Raw genomic sequence first — 20,745 nt, 5'->3', positions numbered from 1 at the left:
CAAGCGAACAACGGGTGAACTCGTCCGCAACCGGGTCGGGCCGGTTCAGCCGCAGCAGCTCGCCCCGGAGGCGACGGCCTTCTCCTTGGCCTCGGCGCCACAGCACGCACCCTCGGCCTCGGCTTCGGCGGCCGTGCCGCAGCACACGCTGGTGCCCTCGGCGTTCGCGAGCCCGAGGTCCGGTGCGGTACCGAAGGTCTCACTGTCGGCCAGCACGGTGTAAACCTCCCACCGCTCGCCGCCGGGACCGGTTACCCACACCTTGTCCTGGGTGGCGAAGCAACACGTGGTCGCGATCTGTTCCTCGGTGAACAGACCCGCCTCCGACAGGCGCGCGATTTCGCCGTGGACCTGGTCGGAGGACTCGACCTCGACACCGAGGTGGTTGATCGAGCCGCCCTGGCCGGCGTTCTCGATCAGCACCAGCTTCAGCGGCGGCTGGGTGATCGCGAAGTTGGCGTAGCCGGGCTTGCGCTTGGCCGGCTCGGTGTTGAACAGGGTTGAGTAGAACGCCACGGCGGTGTCGAGGTCGTCGACAGTGAGGGCAAGCTGGACGCGGGACATGGTGAACCTCCACTTGTGAGACATATGTCGAAGATGTGCTGTCGCCGAGTCTGCTCACCTTTTCGACATATGTCAATACCGCGCGTAGAGTCGGTGCCATGCCCAAGGCGCTACCCGTGATCGACATGTCCGCCCCCGTCTGCTGCGCGCCGGTCGCGGCAGGTCCGGTCGACGACGACGCCGCACTCGAGGTGGCCTTGCGACTCAAGGCCATCGCCGACCCGGTCCGGGTGAAACTGATGTCACTGCTGCTGACCACCCCGCTCGGCGAACAGAACGGCGGTGAACTCGCCGCCGCGGTCGGCCTCAGCGAGTCCACGGTCTCCCATCACCTCGGCCAGCTGCGCAACGCCGGTCTGGTCGAGTCGCAGCGGCGCGGGATGAACACCTTCCACAGCGCCCGCCGTGACGCGCTCTCGGCTCTGTGCACGGTCCTGGACCCCAACTGCTGCACCTGAAACCGAAAGCCCGTCCGCGTCCGAGCAGGTCGGTGGGCGAAATCGGTGGCCGCCCGGCGCGCGACGGTCCATCGGCTCGGCGCGACATCGACGGCTTCCATCGACAGCGAGACATCCAGGACCCACACCGCCATCGCGGGACAGATCTCACCGGCCACCGGCTGTGGGTTTCCCTGGAACGGAGCGCCCGCAGGTCGCGGCGAGGACACCGACGCCGATCAGCAAGGCGGCCAAGGCGATTCGAATCGTGGGGCGTCGCGGCGCGCCGTCACGCTACCTGCGGTGGACGGTGGCCAGCCAAGCGGGAATCGACTCGCTGAAGCGGGTGCGCAGACTCTCCTGGTCGATGGCGGCGATGTCCCACTCGACCGGATCGAAGGCCGCGGTCAGTGCCGCTCGGCTGACCGGGTGCGGACCGGGATCGTCGCCGAAGTCACCGAAGCACAGGATGTACAGGGTGCCACCCTGGGCGACGACCGCGCCCAGACTCACCGCGTAGACGGCCTGTTCGGCGCGGTCGAAGGTGTGGAACAGGCCGCTGTCGAGCACCGTCCGGAACCGGCGCTCCAGCCGTTCGAGGTGCAGGGCGTCGGCGACCCCGAAGGTGGCTGTCAGACCGCGGTTCTCGGCATGCTCGCGCGCTGTGGCCACGGCTGTCTCGGCCACGTCCACACCGTGCACCGGGAACCCGAGCGAGGCCAGATACAGCGCGTTGTCGCCGGTGCCGCACCCCGCGTCGAGGACGTCGCCGACGAAACCGCCCGCCTCGGCCAGCCGCACCATGGCCGGTTGCGGCTGGCCGATGTCCCACGGCGCGGGACCGTCACGGTAGGACGCGTCCCACGGCTGGCCGGACCGCTGCTCGTGGCTGGTGGGTGGCCGATCGCGGAGCGGCTCGTCGGCGGGCGGCACGGTCAGCGGATGAACGTGGCCGCGCGCTCGGCCAGGTCGAGGAGCGGCTGCGGGAAAACACCGAGGATGAGCGTGGCGCCCGCGCTGAACGCCACCACCAGGGTCGTCGCGAACGGGGCGGTGACGGTCGGGGCGTCGGCGGGCGGGTCGGTGAAGAACATCAGCACGATCACCCGGATGTAGAAGAACGCCGCGATCGCGCTGCAGATCACGCCGACGATGACCAGGAACGTGTAACCCGCGCCCGAGGCTGCGGCGAACACCGCGAACTTGCTGACGAAACCACTGGTCAGCGGCAGGCCGGCGAACGAGAGCAGCAGCAGCGCGAAAACCGAGGCCAGCCACGGGGATCGGCGGCCCAACCCCGCCCACTGCGGCAGCGCGGTCGCCTCGTCACCGGAGGAATCCCGCACCAGGCTGACGACCGCGAACGCGCCGACCGTCCCGAGCCCGTAGGCCAGCAGATAGAACAGGACCGCGGCCACACCGGCATCATCGGCGGCGACGAGCCCGACCAGCAGGAAACCGGCGTGCGCGATCGAGGAGTACGCCAGCATTCGCTTCACATCGGTCTGGGTGATCGCCATGACCGCGCCGACGACCATCGTCGCGACCGCGATCGCGGCCAGGACCGGACGCCAATCGTCGCGCAGCGCACCGACGGCCACCATCAGCACCCGCATGGTCGCGCCGACCGCGGCGATCTTGGTGGCCGCGGCCATGAACGCGGTGATCGGCGTCGGGGCGCCCTGATAGACATCGGGCACCCAGGCCTGGAACGGCACCGCGCCGACCTTGAACAGCAGGCCGACGGCCAGCATCCCGATACCGAGCAGGGCCAGCGTCGCGTTCTCGGGCTGCTTGTCCAGCGCCGCACCGATTCCTGGCAGCGACACGGTCCCGGTCTGCCCGTACAGCAGGGCGACGCCGTAGAGGAAGAACGCGGAGGAGAACGCGCCGAGCAGGAAGTACTTGAGCGCCGCCTCCTGCGAGAGCAGGCGCCTGCGCCGCGCCAGCCCGCACAGCAGATACAGCGGCAGCGACAGCACTTCCAGCGCGACGAACATCGTCAGCAGATCGTTGGACGCGGGGAACAGCAGCAGACCACCGAGCGCGAGCATGGTCAGCGGGAACACCTCGGTGGTCGACACCCCGGACCGCACGGCGGCGAGCTCGTGCGCACTGCCCGGCACCGCGGAGGCCTGCGGGGTGAACGCGTCGACGCCGCGATCGAGCACCGCGGCCGCCCGGCTCCAGGTGCCCGGTCCGCTGCGGGCCCGCGGCACCGCGCCCCGTTCGGCGATCAGCAGCAGACCCAGCAGCGCGACCGACAGGATCGTGCCCTGCAGGAACAGCGTCACCCCGTCGACGGCCACCGCGCCGACCACGGCCGTGCCCGTCGTGCCCGCGAGCCCGACGACCGCGACCAGCGCGCCGACCACGCCGCCGATCCCGAGAATCAGCTGCGTGAGGTACCGATACGGCCGTGGCACGAACGCCTCGACCAGCACCCCGACGACGCCGACCGCGAACACGATCAGCATCGGTGCGAGCAGGTGGTATTCGATGCTCGGTGCGGGCAGGGTGGCCGCGAGCTCGTTGATGGTCACGGAGTCCGTCCTCATTTGTGTCCGCCGGCGGGCGGGGTGGCCGAACCTGCTTCGGGAGCGGGAACCGTCGGAGCGGGGTCGTGCTTACCGATCGTCGAGAGGGTGTGCCCGACGGCGGGATCCACCAGATCGAGGATCGGTTTCGGATAGAAGCCGAGCACCAGCAGCGCGGCCAGCAGCGGGACCACCACCGCGAGCTCACGCGGCACCAGGTCGCGCAGGTGCTCGTTGCCCTGCTTCACCGGACCGGTCATCATCCGCTGGTACAGCCACAGCACATAGAGCGCGGCCAGCACCAGCGCACCGGTCGCGACGACCGCCGCCACCTTGTACTTGCCGAAAGTGCCGACGAGGACGAGGAATTCGCTGACGAATGGCGCGAGGCCGGGCAGCGACAGCGTGGCCAGACCGGCGATGAAGAAGGTACCGGCCAGGATCGGCGCGACCTTCTGCACGCCGCCGAACTCCGCGATCATCCTGGTGCCGCGCCGCGAGACGAGGAATCCGGCGATGAGGAACAGCGCGGCCGTGGACAGTCCGTGATTGACCATGTAGAGCGTCGCCCCGGATTGCGCCTGGGTGGTCATCGCGAAGATGCCGAGGATGATGAACCCGAAGTGCGAGATCGAGGTGTAGGCGATCAGCCGCATCACATCGGTTTGACCGATGGCGAGTAGTGCACCGTAGAGGATGCCGATCACCGCGAGGGTGATCACCAACGGCGCGAACGTGTCGGAAGCCAGCGGGAACAGCAGCAGGCAGTATCGGAGCATGCCGAACGTGCCGACCTTGTCGACCACCGCCATCATCAGCACCGCGCTCGAGGGGGTGGCCGAGACCGCGGCGTCGGGCAGCCAGGTGTGCAGCGGCCACAGTGGCGCCTTCACCGCGAAGGCGAACATGAACCCGAGGAACAGCGCGTTGACGACCGCGGTGCTGCCGCCGAGCTGCCCGTTGTTGGCCGCAGCGACGACGGTCCGCAGATCGAAGGTGCCCGCGGTGCCCTCGCCCAGCCCCGCCTGCGCGGTGAGCACGTACAGCCCGATGACCGCCGCCAGCATGATCAGGCCGCCGAACAGGTTGTACAGCAGGAACTTCACCGCCGCCCGCGAGCGCTGGGCGCGTATGGCGGCGTCGCTGGTGCGTGGTCCGAAGCCGCCGATGAGGAAGTACATCGGAATGAGCATGGCCTCGAAGAACACGTAGAACAGCAGGATGTCGAGGGCGAGGAAGGAGATCAGCACCATCGACTCGACCAACAGCATCAACGCCATGTAGATGTGCGCGGTCTTGCGGCCGTCACCGGCCGCGGAGTCGTCGTGCCAGCCGGCCAGGATCAGCAGCGGCATCAGCACCGCGGTCAACAGCACGAGCACGGTGGCGATGCCGTCGAGGCCGAGGGTGTAGCCGACGCCGAACGCCGGAATCCACTCGTGCGCTTCGACGAACTGGTACTGGTCCCCGCTGGGACGGAACCGCAGCGCCAGGCTCACCGCCAGCGCGAGCACACCGATCGACACCGCGAACGCCAGTGCGCGCGCCACATTCCGGCGCGCGGCGGGCACGGCGAGCACCACCGCCGCGCCGACCGCGGGGGCGAGCCAGAGCGTCGTCAGCCAGGGAAACGAGTTCACCAGTACCTCACCGCCAGCAGGGCAGCGGCCACCAGGGCCGCGCCGGTGAACATGGACAGGGCGTAGGAGCGCACGAAGCCGGTCTGGATCCGCCGGACCCGCGCCGAGAGACCGCCGATCCCGGCCGCCGTGCCGTTGACGATCCCGTCGACACCACGCGCGTCGAGGAACACCAGCGCGCGGGTGAGGTGACGACCTGGCCGCTCGAAGGCGGCCTCGTTGATCGCGTCGCCGTAGAGGTCCTTGCGCGCGGCTGTCGTGAACACCGTGACCGGCTCGGGCGCGGTCTCGGGGACCGGACTCTCGGCGTACTTGCGGTAGGCGATCGCGACACCGATGGCGACCGAGGTCAGGGCCAGTCCGGTGACCACGCCCGCGGGCACGACGGGTTCGCCGTGATGGGAGCCGACGACCGGGGCGAGCCAGTTCTGCAGCGCCGAACCCCACACGAACAGGCCGCCCGCGAACACCGAGCCGAACGCGAGCAGGATCATCGGCCCGGTCATCACCGCGGGAGCTTCGTGCGGGTGGGTGTCGGGCTTCCAGCGGCGTTCACCGAAGAACGTCATCAGCATGACGCGGGTCATGTAGAACGCGGTGAGTCCGGCACCGACCAGAGTGACCACCCCGAGCAGGATTCCCGTCGTCCCCCCGTGGTCGAACGCCGCCTCGATGATCTTGTCCTTGGAGAAGAACCCCGAGAACGGTGGCACCCCGATGATGGCGAGATAGCCGAGACCGAAGGTGGCGAAGGTGATCGGCAGCAGGGTGCGCAGACCGCCGTAGCGGCGCATGTCGGTCTCGTCGTCCATCGCGTGCATCACCGAACCGGCGCCGAGGAACAGCCCGGCCTTGAAGAACCCGTGGGTGAGCAGGTGCATGATTGCGATCGCGTAGCCGGCCGGCCCGAGCCCGACGGCCAGGATCATGTAGCCGATCTGGCTCATCGTCGAGGCGGCGAGCGCCTTCTTGATGTCGTCCTTGGCACAGCCGACGATCGCGCCGAACAGCAGTGTCACCGCGCCGACGGCGATCACCGCGGTTCGCGCGTCGGGGGCGAGATCGTAGATGGGGTTGGAGCGGGCGATCAGGTAGACGCCCGCGGTGACCATGGTGGCCGCGTGGATCAGTGCCGAGACCGGGGTGGGGCCCTCCATCGCGTCACCGAGCCAGGACTGCAGCGGTACCTGGGCCGACTTGCCGCACGCGGCCAGCAACAACAGCAGGCCGATCGCGGTGAGCGTGCCCTCGCTCGCACCCGGCGTCGCCGCGAACACCGTGCGGAAATCGAAGGAGCCGAAGGCGGCGAACATCGTCATCATGGCGATGGCCAGGCCCATGTCACCGACCCGGTTGACCAGGAATGCCTTCTTGGCCGCCGTTGCGGCCGAGGGCTTCTCGTACCAGAACCCGATCAGCAGGTAGGACGCCAGGCCGACGCCTTCCCAACCGAGGTAGAGCACCAGGTAGTTGTCGGCCAGGACCAGCACCAGCATGGCGGCCAGAAACAGGTTGAGGTAGCCGAAGAATCGGCGTTTGCCCGGATCGTGGCTCATGTAGCCGATCGAGTAGACGTGGATCAGCGAGCCGACGCCGGTGATGAGCAGCGCGAAGCACACCGAGAGCTGATCGAGTTGCAGCCCGAACCCGACCCGCAGGTCACCCACCGCCACCCACTCGAACAGCTGCTCGTGGATGGCGCGGTCGGCGTCGGAGCGGCCGAGCATGCCGAAGAAGGCGACCACGGCGACGACGAACGAGGCCACCGCGGCGCCGGTGCCCAGGTAGATACCCCACCGGTCGGCGAACCGGCCGAGCAGGAGCAGCAGGATCGCGCCGGCGAGCGGGAAGGCGGGCAGCAGCCACAACGTTGCGGTGCCCATGTCAGAACTTCAGCAGGTTGGCGGCGTCGACCGAGGTCGACCGGCGGGCACGGAAGATCGTCATGATGATGGCCAGACCGACGACGACCTCGGCGGCGGCCACGACCATGGTGAAGAACGCGATCACCTGGCCGTCGAGATTGCCGTGCAGGCGGGCGAAGGTGACGAAGGCCAGGTTCACCGCGTTGAGCATCAGTTCGATGCACATGAACACCACGATGGCGTTGCGGCGCAACAGCACTCCCGCGGCGCCGATAGTGAACAGCAGGGCGGACAGGAACAGGTAGTTCTGGGGGTTCACCGGTTGCCTTCCTCGTCGGCCGTCGGGGTGACGTCGCTGCCGGCGCCGACCGAGAGCGCGGCGGCCTCGGTGTGCGCGCGGGTGCGGCGGTGACGCAGGATCGTGCTCACCGAGAGTTCGGCGAAGCTGCCGTCGGGGAGTTGGGCCGGGCTGTCCACGGCGTTGTGCCTGGCGTAGACGCCTGGAGTCGGGAGCGGAGTGGCGCGTTCGCCCGCGGTGCGGAAGCGGTCGCGCGACATCTCACGCTGCCCCCGCCGTGGCGTGAAGTGTTCGCGATGCGCGAGCACCATCGCGCCGATGGTCGCCGTGATCAGCAGCGCGCCGGTCAGCTCGAACGCCCACACGTAGCGCAGGAAGATCAGCTCGGCCAGTTCGGCGATCACGTCGCGACCACCGAAACCGCGGCCGGGGAAGGTGATTCCGCTGCCGCGCAGCGCCGCGCCGATCCCGCCGATCAGCAGGAACCCGAACCCGACGCCGACGACGGCGGCCGCGATCCGCTGGCCGCGCAAGGTCTCCCGCAGGGACTCGGCCGAGTCGACGCCGACGAGCATGAGCACGAACAGGAACAGCATCATCACCGCGCCGGTGTAGACCACGATCTGCACGACGCCGAGGAACAGCGCGCCCTGGGCGATGTAGAACACCGCCAGCGCGATCATGGTGGCGGCCAGGCACAGTGCCGAGTGCACGGCCTTGGCTGCGGTCACCATGCCGAGCGCGCCGAGCACCGCGATCGGGGCGAGCACCCAGAACAGCACCGCCTCCCCGGTGGAGGTGGACGCGACTTCGGCGGCCAGGAGTGCGGTGGTCATCGCAGTACCTCTTCCGACGTGGTGGGACGGACCCGGCCCAGGTAGTAGTCGGCCTCGTCGGTGCCGGGCGCCATGGCGTGCGGCGGGGCGACCATGCCGTCCTGCAGCGGCGCCAGCAGGCGGTCCTTCTCGTAGATGAGGTCGGCGCGATTGTCGTCGGTGAGTTCGTACTCGTTGGTCATCGTCAAGGCGCGGGTCGGACACGCCTCGATGCACAGTCCGCAGCCGATGCAGCGCAGGTAGTTGATCTGGTAGACGCGGCCGTAGCGTTCCCCGGGGGAGAAGCGTTCGTCCTCGGTGTTGTCGGCGCCTTCGACGTAGATGGCGTCGGCGGGGCAGGCCCAGGCGCACAGTTCGCAGCCGATGCACTTCTCCAGGCCGTCGTCGTACCGGTTGAGCTGGTGGCGGCCGTGGTAGCGCGGCGCGGTCGGCACCTTCTGCTCGGGATAGGACTCGGTATTGGGCTTCTTGAACATCGTCGCCGCGGTGACCGCGAACCCGGCGAGCGGCTCGAACAGGCCGATCTCGGGCTGATCACCGGCGGGGCGCGGTGGCATCGGCGGAACCGGGAAGCCGAGGAACACCGGCGATTTCGTGGGCTCCTCGGGCAGCGGCGGCAGGCCTTCGGCGCGGCCGGCCCGCAGGAACATCGCGATCATCGCGGCGGTGATGACGAGGCCGACGGTCACCAGGATCGGGGTCTGACCGGTGACGCCCTCGAGGTCGAGGACCCGGGCGGTCGCCACGATCATCACCCACACCAGCGAGGTCGGGATGAGCAGCTTCCAGCCGAGGTTCATGAACTGGTCGTAGCGCAGACGCGGCAGGGTGCCTCGCAGCCAGACGAAGACGAACAGGAACGTCCACACCTTGAGGGTGAACCACAGCAGCGGCCACCAGCCGGAGTTCGCGCCCTCCCAGAGGCTGATCGGGAACGGAGCCCGCCAGCCACCGAGGAACAGCGTGGTCGCCAGCGCCGACACCGTGGCCATGTTGACGTACTCGGCGAGCATGAACATGGCGAACTTGAGCGAGGAGTACTCGGTGTGGAAGCCACCGACGAGCTCGCCTTCGGCTTCGGGCAGGTCGAACGGCGCGCGGTTGGTCTCGCCGACCATGGACACGCAGTAGATGAGGAACGAGGGCAGCAGCAGGAAGACGTACCAGGTGCCCTCCTGCGCGGTGACGATCCCGGAGGTGGCCATGGTGCCCGAGAGCAGGAACACCGTCGCGAAGGTCAGCGCCATCGCGATCTCGTAGGAGATCACCTGCGCGGTCGAGCGCAGGCCGCCGAGCAGCGGATACGTCGAGCCCGACGACCAGCCGGCGAGCACGATGCCGTAGACGCCGATGGAGGTGATGGCCAGGATGTAGAGAACACCGACGGGCATATCGGTCAGCTGCAGGGCGGTGCGCTGGCCGAAGATCGACACCTCGGGGCCGAACGGGATCACGGCGAACGCCATGAACGCCGGGATGACCGAGATGATCGGGGCGAGCACGAAGATCGGCTTGTCCACGATGGCCGGGATGATGTCTTCCTTGAGCGCCATCTTCACGCCGTCGGCGATGGACTGGAACATGCCGCCGGGACCGATCCGGTTGGGGCCGACGCGCATCTGCATCCACGCGACGACTTTGCGTTCGGCGTAGACCGCGATGAGCGGCACCAGCATCAGGTAGACGAACACACCCAGTGCCTTGACGAGCACCAGCCAGAGCGGGTCGGTGCCGAAGACAGGTGCGGCGTCTGCTGCCAGGTGCAGCACGGGATCACTCATGACGGTGTTCCTTCATCCTGTCGTCGGCGCGGCGCAGGCGCACCACGGCGCCGGGTGTCACGCCGAGCGTGGCGGCGACCGTCGAGCCGGGGGAGTGCAGCGGCAGCCACACCACCCGGTCGGGCAGGTCGGTGATCATCAGCGGCACGGTGATCTCACCGCGATCGGTGTAGACGATGACGTGATCGGCCTCGGCCGCTTCGATCTCGGCGGCCGTCGCCGCCGAGAGCCGCGCGACCGGCGGGCGGGCGACGCCGGCGAGGTTCGCTTCCCCGTCCTGCATCCGGCCCGCGTCGAGCAGCATCCGCCAGCCGGCCAGGACCGCGGTGCCGACGCCGGGCGCCGGGCGGGTCTGGCTGGTCAGCTCCGGCGCGGAGATCGGTGTTCCGTTCCAGGTGCCCAGGACGTCGAGTTCGCGACGCGCGGAAGCGATGTCGGGCAGGTTGATCGGCGTGCCCATCTCGGCGGCGAGCGAGTGCAGCACCCGCAGGTCCGACAGCGGTGCGGCGACGCGACGGGTGGTGTCCAGCGGCGCGGCGGCGAACGGGCGCGGCCTGCCCTCCCAAGTGCGGAAGGTGCCGGACTTTTCCATGACGGGCGCGATCGGGAAGACCACGTCGGCGCGCTCGGTGACGGCGCTGTGCCGCAACTCCAGGCTGACGACGAACCGCGCGGCATCGATGGCGGCCAGCGCGGCCGCCGGGTCGGGCAGGTCGTCGGGGTCCACACCACCGACGACCAGCGCACCGAGCTGCGACGCGCTCGCCAGGATGCCAGCGGTGTCGCGGCCGAGCGTGACGGGCAATTCCTCGGCCTGCCAGCGGTGCCGAACCTGTTGCCGCGCGGCGGGATCGACCACCGGTCTGCCGCCCGGCAGCAAGCTGGGCAGGGCGCCCGCTTCGAGCGCACCGCGTTCCCCGGCCCGGCGCGGCACCCAGGCGAGTCCGGCGCCGGTGGCATCGACGAGGCGGACCACGGCCGAGAGCGCGCCGGGGCTGCCCGCCAGCCGTTCACCCGCCAGCACGACCGCGCCCGGGCTGCGCAGCAGCGCCATCAGCTCGGCCGCGTCCGCCGACGTCTCGGCGGCGATCGCGTCGAGGACATCGGCTTCACCGCACGGCGGGGTCTGGATCAGTGCGCCCGACATCCGTTCGAGCCCGCGCGAGGCGAACGGCGCCAGCGACACCACGCGCAGCCCACGGGTCCTGGCGGCCTTGCGCAGCCGCAGGTAGACGATCGGGGATTCCTCTTCGGGTTCGAATCCCACCAGCAGCACGACCGGTGCGGCGGCCAGCGCCGCGTAGTCGACGGTCACGCCGTGCCCGGCGACGCGGGCGGCGAGGAAGCGCTCCTCCTCCTCGGAATGCACGCGGCTACGGAAGTCGATGTCGTTGGTGGCGAGCACCATCCGCGCGAACTTGCTGTAGGCGTAGGCGTCCTCCTCGGTGACCCGGCCGCCGACGAGCACGCCCGCGTTGCCGATCGCCGCTCGCAGCCCCGTGGCCGCGGCGGCCAGCGCCTCGGACCAGGAGGCCGGGGCCAGCACACCGTCCCAGCCACGGACCAGCGGCGTGGTGAGGCGGTCGCGTTCGGTCGCGTAGGTGAAGGCCCAGCGGCCCTTGTCGCAGTTCCATTCCTCGTTGACCTGCGGATCGTCACCGGCCAAGCGGCGCAGCACCTTTCCGCGCCGGTGGTCGGTGCGCTGGGCACACCCGGAGGCACAGTGCTCGCACACGCTCGGGGTGGACACCAAGTCGAACGGGCGGGCCCGGAAGCGGTAGGAGGTGCCGGTGAGCGCGCCCACCGGGCAGATCTGCACAGTGTTGCCGGAGAAATAGGAGTCCAGCGGTTCGGCCTGGGCGATGCCGACCTGTTGCAGGGCACCGCGATCCATCAGCTCGATGAACGGGTCACCGGCGACCTGCTGGGAGAATCGCGTGCACCGCGCGCACAGGACGCAGCGTTCGCGGTCCAGCAGCACCGCCGCGGACAGCGGGATCGGCTTGGGATAGGTGCGCTTGTCGCCGTCGAAGCGGGATTCGGCGCTGCCGGTGGACATCGCCTGGTTCTGTAGCGGGCACTCGCCGCCCTTGTCGCAGACCGGGCAGTCCAGGGGATGGTTGATCAGCAGCAGCTCCATCACCCCGCGCTGTGCCTTCTCGGCGACCGGCGAGCTGAGCTGGGTGCGCACGATCATGCCGTCGGTGACCGGAATCGTGCAGGAAGCCACGGGCTTGCGCTGCCCCTCCACCTCGACCAGGCACTGCCGGCACGCGCCGACCGGGTCGAGGAGCGGGTGATCGCAGAAGCGGGGGATCTGCACGCCGATGAGTTCGGCGGCGCGGATCAGCAGTGTGCCCGCGGGTACCTGGACGGTGGTGTCGTCGATGGTGACGCTCACCAGATCCGCGGGGACCAGGCCACTGCTGTTGCCTGGTGCGATGGCTGTCATCGGTCCTCATTCCCTGCCGAGGCCCACACCGTGGCGCGGGCCGGATCGAACGGGCAGCCGCCGCGGCGCTGATGCTCGAGGTACTCGTCGCGGAAGTACTTCAGCGAGGAGAAGATCGGGCTGGCCGCGCCGTCACCGAGCGCGCAGAACGATTTGCCGTTGATGTTGTCGGCGATGTCGGCGAGTTTGTCCAGGTCGGCTTCGGTGCCCTGGCCCGCTTCGAGTCTGCGCAACAACTGCACGAGCCAGTAGGTGCCCTCGCGGCACGGTGTGCACTTGCCGCAGGACTCGTGGGCGTAGAACTCGGTCCAGCGCAGGACCGCCCGTACGACGCAGGTCGTGTCGTCGAAGATCTGCAAGGCCTTGGTGCCCAACATGGACCCGGCGGCGGCGACACCCTCGTAGTCCAGGGGGACGTCGAGGTGCTCGGCGGTGAACAGTGGCGTCGAGGACCCGCCCGGAGTCCAGAATTTCAGCGTGTGGCCTGCGCGCACGCCGCCGGCGTAGCCGAGCAGCTCCCGCAGCGTGATGCCCAGTGGCGCCTCGTACTGGCCGGGCCTGGCGACATGTCCCGACAGCGAGTACAGGGTGAACCCGGGCGACTTCTCGCTGCCCATCGACCGGAACCATTCGGTGCCCTTGCGCAGGATCGACGGCACGCTGGCGATGGATTCGACGTTGTTGACGACTGTCGGGCACGCGTAGAGCCCGGCCACGGCCGGGAACGGCGGCCGCAGTCGCGGCTGACCCCGCCGGCCTTCGAGCGAATCGAGTAGCGCGGTTTCCTCGCCGCAGATGTAGGCGCCCGCACCGGCGTGCACGATCAGTTCCAGGTCGAAGCCGGAGCCCAGGATGTCGCGGCCGAGATAGCCCGCGGCGTAGGCCTCCGCGACGGCGGCCTGGAGTCTGCGCAGGACCGGCACCACTTCGCCGCGCACGTAGATGAAGGCGGTGGCCGCGCGGATCGCGTAGGCGGCGATCACGACCCCTTCGATCAGAGTGTGCGGGGTGGCCAGCATCAGCGGGATGTCTTTGCAGGTGCCGGGTTCGGACTCGTCGGCGTTGACGACGAGATAGTGCGGCTTGGTCGTGCCGTCGGGACCGGGGCCCTGCGGGATGAACGACCATTTCATGCCGGTCGGGAAGCCCGCGCCGCCGCGTCCGCGCAGGCCGGCGTCCTTGACCGTCAGGATCACGTCGTCGGGTGCCATCCGCAGGGCGGCACGCAGTCCCTCGTAACCGCCGGTGGCCTGATAGCTGTCGAGGGTCCAGGACCGCGGACGGTCCCAGTGTTCGCTGAGAACCGGGGTGAGAGTCGTCATCTCATTCCCCTTGTCCGACGGAATCAACCTCTGCGGCACCGGTTTCCGCGGCCCGCAAGCCGGCCAGCGTGGCGGCGCCCGGAGCGCCGTCGAGCGCGCCGGGACGTTCGTCGGGGAATCCGGCCAGGATGCGGGCGGTCTCCCGGAAGGTGCACAGCGGCGCGCCCCGGGTGGGACGCACCTGGTGCCCCGCGCGCAGCGCGTCGGTGATCGCGCGCGCCGATTCGGGGGTCTGGTTGTCGAAGAACTCCCAGTTCACCATCATCACCGGGGCGTAGTCGCAGGCGGCGTTGCACTCGACGTGCTCGAGGGTGATGGCGCCGTCGGCGGTGGTCTCGCCGTGGCCGACACCCAGATGCTGTTGCAGCGCTTCGTAGATGGCATCCCCACCGAGGACCGCGCACAGCGTGTTGGTGCACACGCCGACGTGGTAGTCCCCGGTCGGGGTACGCCGGTACATGGAGTAGAAGGTGGCCACCGCCGTCACTTCGGCGCCGGTGAGACCGAGATGGTCGGCGCAGAAGTCGATCCCGGTGCCGGTCACGTAACCCTCCTCGGCCTGCACCAGGTGCAGCAGCGGCAGCAGCGCCGAGCGGGGATGCGGGTACCGGGCGATGATCTCCTTGGCGTCTACTTCGAGTCGCTGCCGCACATGCGGCGGATACGGTTCCGGCCTGGTGGTGAGGTTCAGTTCGATCTTCATCGGTCCACTCCGCCCATGACAGGGTCGATGCTGGCGACCGAGGCGATGACGTCGGCGACCATGCCGCCCTCGCACATCGCGGCCACCGCTTGCAGATTGGTGAACGAGGGATCGCGGTAGTGCACCCGGTACGGACGGGTGCTGCCGTCGCTGACCATGTGCACTCCGAGCTCGCCGCGCGGCGACTCCACCGCCGCGTACACCTGGCCCGCGGGCACCCGCATGCCCTCGGTGACGAGCTTGAAGTGGTGGATCAGCGACTCCATCGAGGTGCCCATGATCTTGCCGATGTGCTGGGGCGAGTTGCCCAGTCCGTCGGGACCCAGTTGCAGATCGGCGGGCCAGGCGATCTTCTTGTCGTCGACCATGACCTGGCCGGGCCGCAGCCGGTCCAGACACTGTTCGACGATCTTGAGCGACTCGCGCATCTCGGCGACGCGGATCAGGTAGCGGCCGTAGCAGTCGCAGCCGGTGGTCGTCGGGATGTCGAATTCGTAGTTCTCGTAGCCACAGTACGGTGCCGATTTGCGCAGGTCGTGGGGCAGACCGGTGGCGCGCAGGACCGGGCCGGTGATGCCTAGGGCCATGCAGCCGGTCAGGTCCAGGTAGCCGATGTCCTGGGTGCGCTTCTTCCAGATCGGGTTGGCGCTGAGCAGATGCTCCATGTCGCGCAAACGTCCCGGCATGATCTCCAGGAGTTCGCGCACCTTGGTGACGCCGTCGTCGGGCAGGTCCTGGGCCAGGCCGCCGGGCCGGATGAACGCGTGGTTCATCCGCAGGCCGGTGATGGTCTCGAACACGTCCAGGATCAGTTCGCGTTCGCGGAAGCCGAACAGCATCGGGGTGAGCGCGCCCAGTTCCATGCCGCCGGTCGCCAGAGCGACCAAATGCGAGGAGATCCGGTTGAGCTCCATCAGCAGGACACGCACGACGGTGGCGCGTTCGGGGATCTGCTCGGTGATGTCGAGCAGCTTCTCCACGCCGAGGCAGTAGGCGGTCTCGTTGAAGAACGGAGACAGGTAGTCCATCCGGGTGACGAAGGTGACGCCCTGGGTCCAGGTGCGGAACTCCAGGTTCTTCTCGATGCCGGTGTGCAGGTAGCCGATGCCGCAGCGGGCTTCGGTGACGGTCTCGCCTTCGATCTCGAGGATCAGGCGCAGCACCCCGTGTGTGGACGGGTGCTGCGGCCCCATGTTGACGACGATGCGTTCCTCGCCGCCGCCCTCGATCACTTCGCTGACCTGGTCCCAGTCCTGGCCTGCGACGGTGACGACCTGTGGCTCGTCGCGGCGGAAATCGGTGTCGGTCATCAGCTGTAGGTCCTCCGCTCGTCGGGCGGCGGTATCCGCGCGCCCTTGTACTCCACCGGGATCCCGCCGAGCGGGTAGTCCTTGCGCTGCGGATGGCCGCGCCAGTCGTCGGGCATGGTGATGCGGGTGAGGGAAGGGTGCCCGTCGAAGAGGATGCCGAAGAAGTCGTAGGTCTCGCGTTCGTGCCAGTCGGTGGTCGGGTAGACCGCGAACAGCGAGGGGACGTGCGGATCGGCGTCGGGGACAGAGACTTCCAGCCTGATCCGCCGGTTGTGTGTGATCGACATCAGGTGATAGACCGCGTGTAGTTCCCGACCCTCGTCGTCGGGGTAGTGCACGCCGTTGACGCCCAGGCACAGTTCGAAGCGCAGCGAGGTGTCGTCGCGCAGCGCGCTCGCGACGGCGACCAGGTGTTCGCGCCGCACGTGCAGAGTGATCTCGTCGCGGAAGACGACGATCTTCTCGATCGCGGTATCGAACGCGATCACCCGGTGGGTCAGCGCGGCGCGCAGGGTGCCGACGAACGCGTCGAACCAGCCACCGTAGGGCGGTGGAGTGCCCGCGGGCAGGGCGACGGGGGTGACCAGGCCGCCGTAGCCGGAGGTGTCGCCGGTGCCCGTGACACCGAACATGCCGCGACGGGTGCCGATCACCTCGTCCTCGGGTGCCGCGGGCGGGCGCGGGGCGGCCGGGGTCTCGTCCGGAATATCCTGTCCCGCTGTGCTGTCGGCGTTGTCGGGAGCGTCGAAGGTCATCGCAGCAGGCCCTCCATTCGGATGGTCGGCGTGCTGGCCAGCGCGGCCTGTTCGGCAGCGCGGATCGCTTCCTCGCGGTTGACACCCATCGGTGTCTCGGCGATCTTCGCGTGCAGCGCGAGGATCGCGTTGAGCAGCATCTCCGGGCGCGGCGGACAGCCCGGCAGGTAGATGTCGACCGGCACGATGTGGTCGACGCCCTGCACGATCGCGTAGTTGTTGAACATGCCGCCCGAGGAGGCGCACACGCCCATGGCGAGCACCCATTTCGGCTCGGTCATCTGGTCGTAGACCTGGCGCAGGACCGGGGCCATCTTCTGGCTCACCCGGCCCGCCACGATCATCAGATCGGCCTGGCGCGGAGAGGCGCGGAACGCCTCCATACCGAAGCGGGCGATGTCGAATCGCCCCGCGCCGGTGGCCATCATCTCGATCGCGCAGCAGGCCAGGCCGAACGTCGCGGGCCAGACCGAGCCCTTACGCAGGTAGCCGGCGAAATCTTCGACGGTGCTCAGCAGGAACCCGCTGGGCAGTTTCTCTTCGAGACCCATTATTTCCCACTCATTCCCAGCTGAGGCCGCCGCGCCGCCACTCGTAGGCGTAGGCGACCGACACATTGACGATGAACAGCGCCATCGCGGCGAGCCCGAACAGACCCAGCGCATCGAAGTGCACGGCCCACGGGTAGAGGAACACGATCTCGATGTCGAAGATGATGAACAACATCGCGGTGAGGTAGTACTTCACCGGAAAGCGCTGTCCCGTGGCGTTTCCGGGGCCGCCCGCGATGGCGTGCGGGGTCGGCTCGATGCCGCATTCGTAGGGTTCCAGCTTGGCCCTGTTGTATCGCTTCGGGCCGATCAGCGCCGCCATGATGACGGAGAACACCGCGAACGCGGCGGCGATGGCGCCGAGAACGAGCGCGGGCACCTCGATATTCACGACTGCTTCCCCTCCTCGCTGGAGCAGGTCGAGCCGTGTGGCCCGGCCGCGGACGGCAGCTTTGGCGAGACGGGGCCGACAACGTTGTCCGCCGATACGGGGCTCGCGCAAGGCTGTGCAGCGATGGCGGAGCGTTATACAGGAGCCCGCGCTCGTGTGAGCTAGAGCACAGAGTACCGCCGTTCCGAGGGTGCGCCGCGCGTTTCCGGGACGGGGTTTGATCGATTTCGATACACGGATTCATGAGCGATCCGGGGGTAATCCTGGATCGGCGCACGCCACGGAACCACTGGTGTTACCAGTGGTGATAGGCAGAACTGTGGGGCACGGGACTATCCGAAGGGGCGGGACGATGTCCGGCCGTCGCCGATCAGCGGGCGAGTAGGATGCTGGTCACCGCGTGCGTGAGCTGCATGGGATCGATCGGGTGCGAGACCGCGGCCTCGGCGCGCGACCAGTTCGCCAGCCAGGCGTCGTCGGGCCTGCCGGTCAGCACGACCACCGGCGGGCACTCGTCGATCTCGTCCTTGAGCTGCTTGGCGATGCCGAGCCCGCCCGCTGGCGCGGACTCCCCGTCCAGGATCGCCAGATCGATCCCGCCGGCATCCATCTGCTCGATGACCACGGGCGCCGTGGCGACCTCGAAGAAATCGAGCTCGGGCAGATCGGGGCGCGGCCTACGGCCCAGCGCCAGGATCACCTGTTGCCTGGTGTCGGCGTCGTTGCTGTAGACCAGCACACGCAGCGGGGTGGAACCATTCGATTCGGCCACGCTCGGATCGTACGTCCGCGCGGGCGCGCGGCGTGGCAGGTTCGCCGGATCGGCCGGTTGGCCTGCGGGGGCAAGCGAGTCCGGCGCGGCTACCAGTCCCCGTCCTGGACCTTCTTGCCGCCCAGCGGGATCACCGGAAGTGGTTGTCCGATAGGCGGATTGGGCTGCTCGTCGGCCAGCCAGTCGCCGGTGGGCTTCACCTCGGCGAGCTCGGAGGACGGCGCCAGGTCGTCGGCGTCGGCGGCGTAGTAGTCGAACCACGGCAGATTGTGCTGGGCGTAGGCCTGGGCGGTGATCGGCGTCGGCGGCGCTGGTTCGCCGGTGATCTGCTGCCATTCGGCGGCGGAGGCGAGGTGGACGAAGACGCGACCGTCGGCCTCGGTGCGATAGTCCTCGATCGGCCTGCGGTCGGCGAAGATCTCCTGCCGCATGGTGCCGCCCGCGCCGAGTCCCATCTTCCGCGCCGCGCCACGCATCCGGGCGGCGCTGGTGGGGGCCGCGGGCGGGGCCGAGCCCGGTGCCGGTCCGGAGTACATCGCGCCGGGCGGCGGCGCACTGACCGGCATCGGCGCGCCGTAGACCGGCCCCCCGGACTGCCAGGGCGGGGTGGGCATCGCGCGCAGCGCACGCTGTCGCGCCTCCGCGGCGGCGAGCCAGGCGGCGTGCGCGGTGTCGGTGAGCCCGTGGACGGCGAGCTGGACGCCACCCCACTGCTCGACGCCGGTCACCTGACCTTCGACGGTCGCGCCGAGCCCGAGCGGTACGGCGACGAACTGCCGGACGGTGCCGTCGCCGGAGTTGATGCCGTCCATCCACGGCTGTTCGGGCAGCGCGAGATAGTTCTGCGGGTCCTGGCTGAGGGCGTCGCTCCACGGCTTCCCGGAGACCGCGCAGACCTTGCCGACGCCGACCTTCAGCGCCGCGGGCACGGTCGCGGAGAACCGCAACCACATCGCCTCACGCTGGTACACCGGCAGCATCACCCCGCCGCGTCGGCGCCACTCCTCGGGCACGGTATCGGGGTAGTCGGCGACTCGGCGCAGTGGAAAGCTGCCGAGGCCCGGTGGCAACGGATAGGTGCCGGTCTCCGGCAGCCGCAAGGTGCGCACGAACGTCACCCGCACCCCGCCCGGCAGTTCGAGCGCGTCTCCCGACAGCGTCACTTCCGTTGCCATGTCCCACCCCTTCGTTCGTGGGTGCGTACCCGATGGACCCGCCCCTGTCGACGACCGTACCCGCGGTGACCGGGACCGTCCACGATGTCGTCCTCAGCGCCGGGGCGGTAGCCTGAACTCGGCGCGGATGCCCGCGAACAGGACCTGGACCCGGGGGCGCACCTGTTCGGCCGACGTGGAGTCGTCGGAGGTGCCGGTGATCCGCGACGATCGGGGCGAGCTGGCCGAGCCCTTTCCGGTCACCTTCCTGACCTCGCCCGCGCCCAATGCCGGCGAACTGGCGCGCCGGGCCGATACCGTCGACCTGCCGGTGCTGCCGGCCGAGCGGGCCGAGCGCGCGGCCTTCGAAGCGCGCTTCGGGGTCACGCGCTAGCGACCGAGAATGGCCCGCTACGGCCCGATCGCGGCGTGAAAAGCGTCGGTTCCGGTCTCGAGCGGGTCGATCAGGTGCGCCAGGAACAAGCGAGTCGCGGGGGTGGGCGTCGGTGTCGTGACCGCGTGCCAGGCCCGATCCAGCGGGGTGCCCGGCACGTCGATCGTGTGCAGCGCACCGGATTCCAGATGCTCGCCGACGGCATCGGAATGGATGAGGGTGATGCCGAGGCCTTCGCGGGCGGCGGCGATGACCGCGCCGTGCGACCCCAGCGTCAGGGTGGGCGGGTCGATCTGGAGACGGTCGATCAGCGCGAGAGTCGCTTCGCGGGTGCCGGAACCGTTGCCGCGCAGTAGCCAGGTGTCGTGGCGCGGGTCGTGAGCGTCGTTCGCGCCGACGACGACGAGGGTGCTCGGCCGCCGCGCCTGGATGACCAGGTTGGCCTCGTGCGGGGGCCGACCGGCGATGACGAGATCGGTCTCGTGGTGCTGCAATTCGAGAAACAGCACGTCACGGGGCTGGATCGACAGACTCAGTTCCACATCGGGGTAGCGGTGCCGAAACGACGCCAGCGGACGCAGCACCACCGATTCGCCCGCCGTGGCGACGACGCCGATCCGGAGCCGGCCCGCCTCGGCCTGGCGGACCGCGGCGTGGGCTTCCTTCATCAAGCCCAGGATCCCGCGGCAGTACTCGGCGTAGACCCGCCCCGCCTCGGTGAGCGCGATCCCGCGCCCCGCGCGGGTGATGAGTTTGGCGCCGAGCTGCTTCTCGACATGGGCGACCGCGGCGGAGACGGCCGCTTCGGTGACGTGCAGCTGGGCGGCCGCGCGGCGGATGCTGCCCAGCCGGGCGACCGCGAGGAAGGTTTCCATCCGCCCCGCGCTCACCCTGCCCATTACCCGACGGTAGCAAACTCAACGTTTCGGTTGAGCGTTCCCTGAAACATTCACATTGTTTGCCGCCCGGCCGGGCCTCATCCT

General features: G+C 69.2%; 20 protein-coding genes and 1 pseudogene. 2 read left to right on the top strand and 19 right to left on the bottom strand.

The window, feature by feature from the left end:
• Positions 1 to 45: 45 nt before the first annotated feature.
• On the bottom strand, positions 46 to 564 hold the full coding sequence (locus V8688_RS00640) for an ArsI/CadI family heavy metal resistance metalloenzyme (RefSeq protein ID WP_342799888.1): 519 nt from the start codon (positions 562 to 564) through the stop codon (positions 46 to 48).
• 98 nt (positions 565 to 662) lie between these two features.
• Between V8688_RS00640 and V8688_RS00635 the strand changes: the two genes are divergently transcribed.
• The gene (locus V8688_RS00635) at positions 663 to 1,022 is read left to right on the top strand and encodes an Rv2640c family ArsR-like transcriptional regulator (protein ID WP_218720147.1); all 360 of its coding nucleotides are present in this window, start codon (positions 663 to 665) and stop codon (positions 1,020 to 1,022) included.
• 273 nt (positions 1,023 to 1,295) lie between these two features.
• Here V8688_RS00635 and V8688_RS00630 read toward each other — a convergent pair whose 3' ends face one another.
• The 17 genes and pseudogenes from V8688_RS00630 to V8688_RS00550 all read right to left on the bottom strand — a co-directional run bounded on the left by V8688_RS00630 (position 1,296) and on the right by V8688_RS00550 (position 19,389).
• Positions 1,296 to 1,934: a class I SAM-dependent methyltransferase gene (locus tag V8688_RS00630; protein ID WP_342799887.1), complete on the bottom strand. Its 639-nt coding sequence runs from the start codon at positions 1,932 to 1,934 to the stop codon at positions 1,296 to 1,298.
• A 2-nt stretch (positions 1,935 to 1,936) separates the two neighbouring features.
• Positions 1,937 to 3,559 (bottom strand): NADH-quinone oxidoreductase subunit NuoN, encoded by a 1,623-nt coding sequence (gene nuoN / locus V8688_RS00625; protein WP_218720148.1) that lies wholly within the window; start codon positions 3,557 to 3,559, stop codon positions 1,937 to 1,939.
• Positions 3,556 to 5,178, bottom strand: a complete 1,623-nt coding sequence (locus V8688_RS00620; protein ID WP_342799886.1) for an NADH-quinone oxidoreductase subunit M — start codon at positions 5,176 to 5,178, stop codon at positions 3,556 to 3,558. Before V8688_RS00620 ends, nuoN begins: the two co-directional genes overlap by 4 nt.
• Positions 5,175 to 7,061, bottom strand: a complete 1,887-nt coding sequence (gene nuoL, locus V8688_RS00615; RefSeq protein WP_218720150.1) for an NADH-quinone oxidoreductase subunit L — start codon at positions 7,059 to 7,061, stop codon at positions 5,175 to 5,177. Before nuoL ends, V8688_RS00620 begins: the two co-directional genes overlap by 4 nt.
• Before the next feature lies 1 nt (position 7,062).
• The gene (gene nuoK, locus V8688_RS00610; protein ID WP_218720151.1) at positions 7,063 to 7,362 is read right to left on the bottom strand and encodes an NADH-quinone oxidoreductase subunit NuoK; all 300 of its coding nucleotides are present in this window, start codon (positions 7,360 to 7,362) and stop codon (positions 7,063 to 7,065) included.
• Positions 7,359 to 8,177 carry an NADH-quinone oxidoreductase subunit J gene (locus V8688_RS00605; RefSeq protein ID WP_218720152.1) on the bottom strand — a complete coding sequence of 273 codons (819 nt, stop codon included), beginning with the start codon at positions 8,175 to 8,177 and terminating at the stop codon, positions 7,359 to 7,361. The genes nuoK and V8688_RS00605 overlap by 4 nt, the downstream gene beginning before the upstream one ends.
• Positions 8,174 to 8,734 (bottom strand): NADH-quinone oxidoreductase subunit NuoI, encoded by a 561-nt coding sequence (gene nuoI, locus V8688_RS00600; protein WP_255588307.1) that lies wholly within the window; start codon positions 8,732 to 8,734, stop codon positions 8,174 to 8,176. Before nuoI ends, V8688_RS00605 begins: the two co-directional genes overlap by 4 nt.
• Positions 8,729 to 9,958 (bottom strand): annotated as a pseudogene (gene nuoH, locus V8688_RS00595) (NADH-quinone oxidoreductase subunit NuoH); the annotation flags it as partial. The pseudogene nuoH and the gene nuoI, both read right to left, overlap by 6 nt.
• A complete protein-coding gene (locus tag V8688_RS00590; protein ID WP_342799885.1) occupies positions 9,951 to 12,410 on the bottom strand; it encodes an NADH-quinone oxidoreductase subunit G in 2,460 nt (819 codons plus the stop codon). The gene V8688_RS00590 and the pseudogene nuoH, both read right to left, overlap by 8 nt.
• The gene (gene nuoF / locus V8688_RS00585; protein ID WP_218720155.1) at positions 12,407 to 13,732 is read right to left on the bottom strand and encodes an NADH-quinone oxidoreductase subunit NuoF; all 1,326 of its coding nucleotides are present in this window, start codon (positions 13,730 to 13,732) and stop codon (positions 12,407 to 12,409) included. Before nuoF ends, V8688_RS00590 begins: the two co-directional genes overlap by 4 nt.
• A 1-nt stretch (position 13,733) precedes the next feature.
• A complete protein-coding gene (nuoE, locus tag V8688_RS00580) occupies positions 13,734 to 14,435 on the bottom strand; it encodes an NADH-quinone oxidoreductase subunit NuoE (protein WP_342799884.1) in 702 nt (233 codons plus the stop codon).
• Positions 14,432 to 15,745, bottom strand: coding sequence for an NADH dehydrogenase (quinone) subunit D (gene nuoD / locus V8688_RS00575; protein ID WP_342799883.1), 1,314 nt, complete (start codon positions 15,743 to 15,745; stop codon positions 14,432 to 14,434). Before nuoD ends, nuoE begins: the two co-directional genes overlap by 4 nt.
• Positions 15,745 to 16,500 (bottom strand): NADH-quinone oxidoreductase subunit C, encoded by a 756-nt coding sequence (locus tag V8688_RS00570; protein ID WP_255588259.1) that lies wholly within the window; start codon positions 16,498 to 16,500, stop codon positions 15,745 to 15,747. Before V8688_RS00570 ends, nuoD begins: the two co-directional genes overlap by 1 nt.
• Positions 16,497 to 17,051: an NADH-quinone oxidoreductase subunit B gene (locus V8688_RS00565; RefSeq protein ID WP_218720158.1), complete on the bottom strand. Its 555-nt coding sequence runs from the start codon at positions 17,049 to 17,051 to the stop codon at positions 16,497 to 16,499. Before V8688_RS00565 ends, V8688_RS00570 begins: the two co-directional genes overlap by 4 nt.
• A gap of 10 nt (positions 17,052 to 17,061) precedes the next feature.
• Positions 17,062 to 17,442 carry an NADH-quinone oxidoreductase subunit A gene (locus tag V8688_RS00560; protein ID WP_189028737.1) on the bottom strand — a complete coding sequence of 127 codons (381 nt, stop codon included), beginning with the start codon at positions 17,440 to 17,442 and terminating at the stop codon, positions 17,062 to 17,064.
• A gap of 370 nt (positions 17,443 to 17,812) precedes the next feature.
• On the bottom strand, positions 17,813 to 18,214 hold the full coding sequence (locus tag V8688_RS00555) for a hypothetical protein (RefSeq protein ID WP_218720160.1): 402 nt from the start codon (positions 18,212 to 18,214) through the stop codon (positions 17,813 to 17,815).
• A gap of 89 nt (positions 18,215 to 18,303) precedes the next feature.
• Positions 18,304 to 19,389 (bottom strand): hypothetical protein, encoded by a 1,086-nt coding sequence (locus V8688_RS00550; protein WP_342799882.1) that lies wholly within the window; start codon positions 19,387 to 19,389, stop codon positions 18,304 to 18,306.
• Between the two features lie 127 nt (positions 19,390 to 19,516).
• Here V8688_RS00550 and V8688_RS00545 point away from each other — a divergent pair, with 127 nt between their 5' ends.
• Entirely contained in the window at positions 19,517 to 19,762 is a 246-nt protein-coding gene (locus V8688_RS00545; protein ID WP_342799881.1) for a hypothetical protein, read from the top strand.
• Between the two features lie 17 nt (positions 19,763 to 19,779).
• Here V8688_RS00545 and V8688_RS00540 read toward each other — a convergent pair whose 3' ends face one another.
• Positions 19,780 to 20,661, bottom strand: coding sequence for a LysR family transcriptional regulator (locus V8688_RS00540; protein WP_255588260.1), 882 nt, complete (start codon positions 20,659 to 20,661; stop codon positions 19,780 to 19,782).
• Between the last annotated feature and the right edge of the window lie 84 nt (positions 20,662 to 20,745).

It is taken from the genome of Nocardia sp. No.11, from assembly GCF_038752175.1.
GTDB classification, from domain to species: domain Bacteria; phylum Actinomycetota; class Actinomycetes; order Mycobacteriales; family Mycobacteriaceae; genus Nocardia; species Nocardia canadensis.
Note: the sequence above shows the minus strand (reverse complement) of the source record. Positions and strands in the feature narration are given on the sequence as shown.

Coding starts and splice junctions, on each gene's coding strand:
- V8688_RS00540 (WP_255588260.1), bottom strand. CDS start 20,661: ATGGGCAGGGTGAGCGCGGGGCGGATGGAAACCTTCCTCGCGGTCGCC.
- V8688_RS00605 (WP_218720152.1), bottom strand. CDS start 8,177: ATGACCACCGCACTCCTGGCCGCCGAAGTCGCGTCCACCTCCACCGGG.
- V8688_RS00545 (WP_342799881.1), top strand. CDS start 19,517: ATGCCCGCGAACAGGACCTGGACCCGGGGGCGCACCTGTTCGGCCGAC.
- V8688_RS00590 (WP_342799885.1), bottom strand. CDS start 12,410: ATGACAGCCATCGCACCAGGCAACAGCAGTGGCCTGGTCCCCGCGGAT.
- nuoL (WP_218720150.1), bottom strand. CDS start 7,061: ATGGGCACCGCAACGTTGTGGCTGCTGCCCGCCTTCCCGCTCGCCGGC.
- nuoN (WP_218720148.1), bottom strand. CDS start 3,559: ATGAGGACGGACTCCGTGACCATCAACGAGCTCGCGGCCACCCTGCCC.
- V8688_RS00550 (WP_342799882.1), bottom strand. CDS start 19,389: ATGGCAACGGAAGTGACGCTGTCGGGAGACGCGCTCGAACTGCCGGGC.
- nuoE (WP_342799884.1), bottom strand. CDS start 14,435: ATGAAGATCGAACTGAACCTCACCACCAGGCCGGAACCGTATCCGCCG.
- V8688_RS00635 (WP_218720147.1), top strand. CDS start 663: ATGCCCAAGGCGCTACCCGTGATCGACATGTCCGCCCCCGTCTGCTGC.
- V8688_RS00565 (WP_218720158.1), bottom strand. CDS start 17,051: ATGGGTCTCGAAGAGAAACTGCCCAGCGGGTTCCTGCTGAGCACCGTC.
- nuoF (WP_218720155.1), bottom strand. CDS start 13,732: ATGACGACTCTCACCCCGGTTCTCAGCGAACACTGGGACCGTCCGCGG.
- V8688_RS00570 (WP_255588259.1), bottom strand. CDS start 16,500: ATGACCTTCGACGCTCCCGACAACGCCGACAGCACAGCGGGACAGGAT.
- nuoI (WP_255588307.1), bottom strand. CDS start 8,734: ATGCCACCGCGCCCCGCCGGTGATCAGCCCGAGATCGGCCTGTTCGAG.
- V8688_RS00640 (WP_342799888.1), bottom strand. CDS start 564: ATGTCCCGCGTCCAGCTTGCCCTCACTGTCGACGACCTCGACACCGCC.
- nuoD (WP_342799883.1), bottom strand. CDS start 15,745: ATGACCGACACCGATTTCCGCCGCGACGAGCCACAGGTCGTCACCGTC.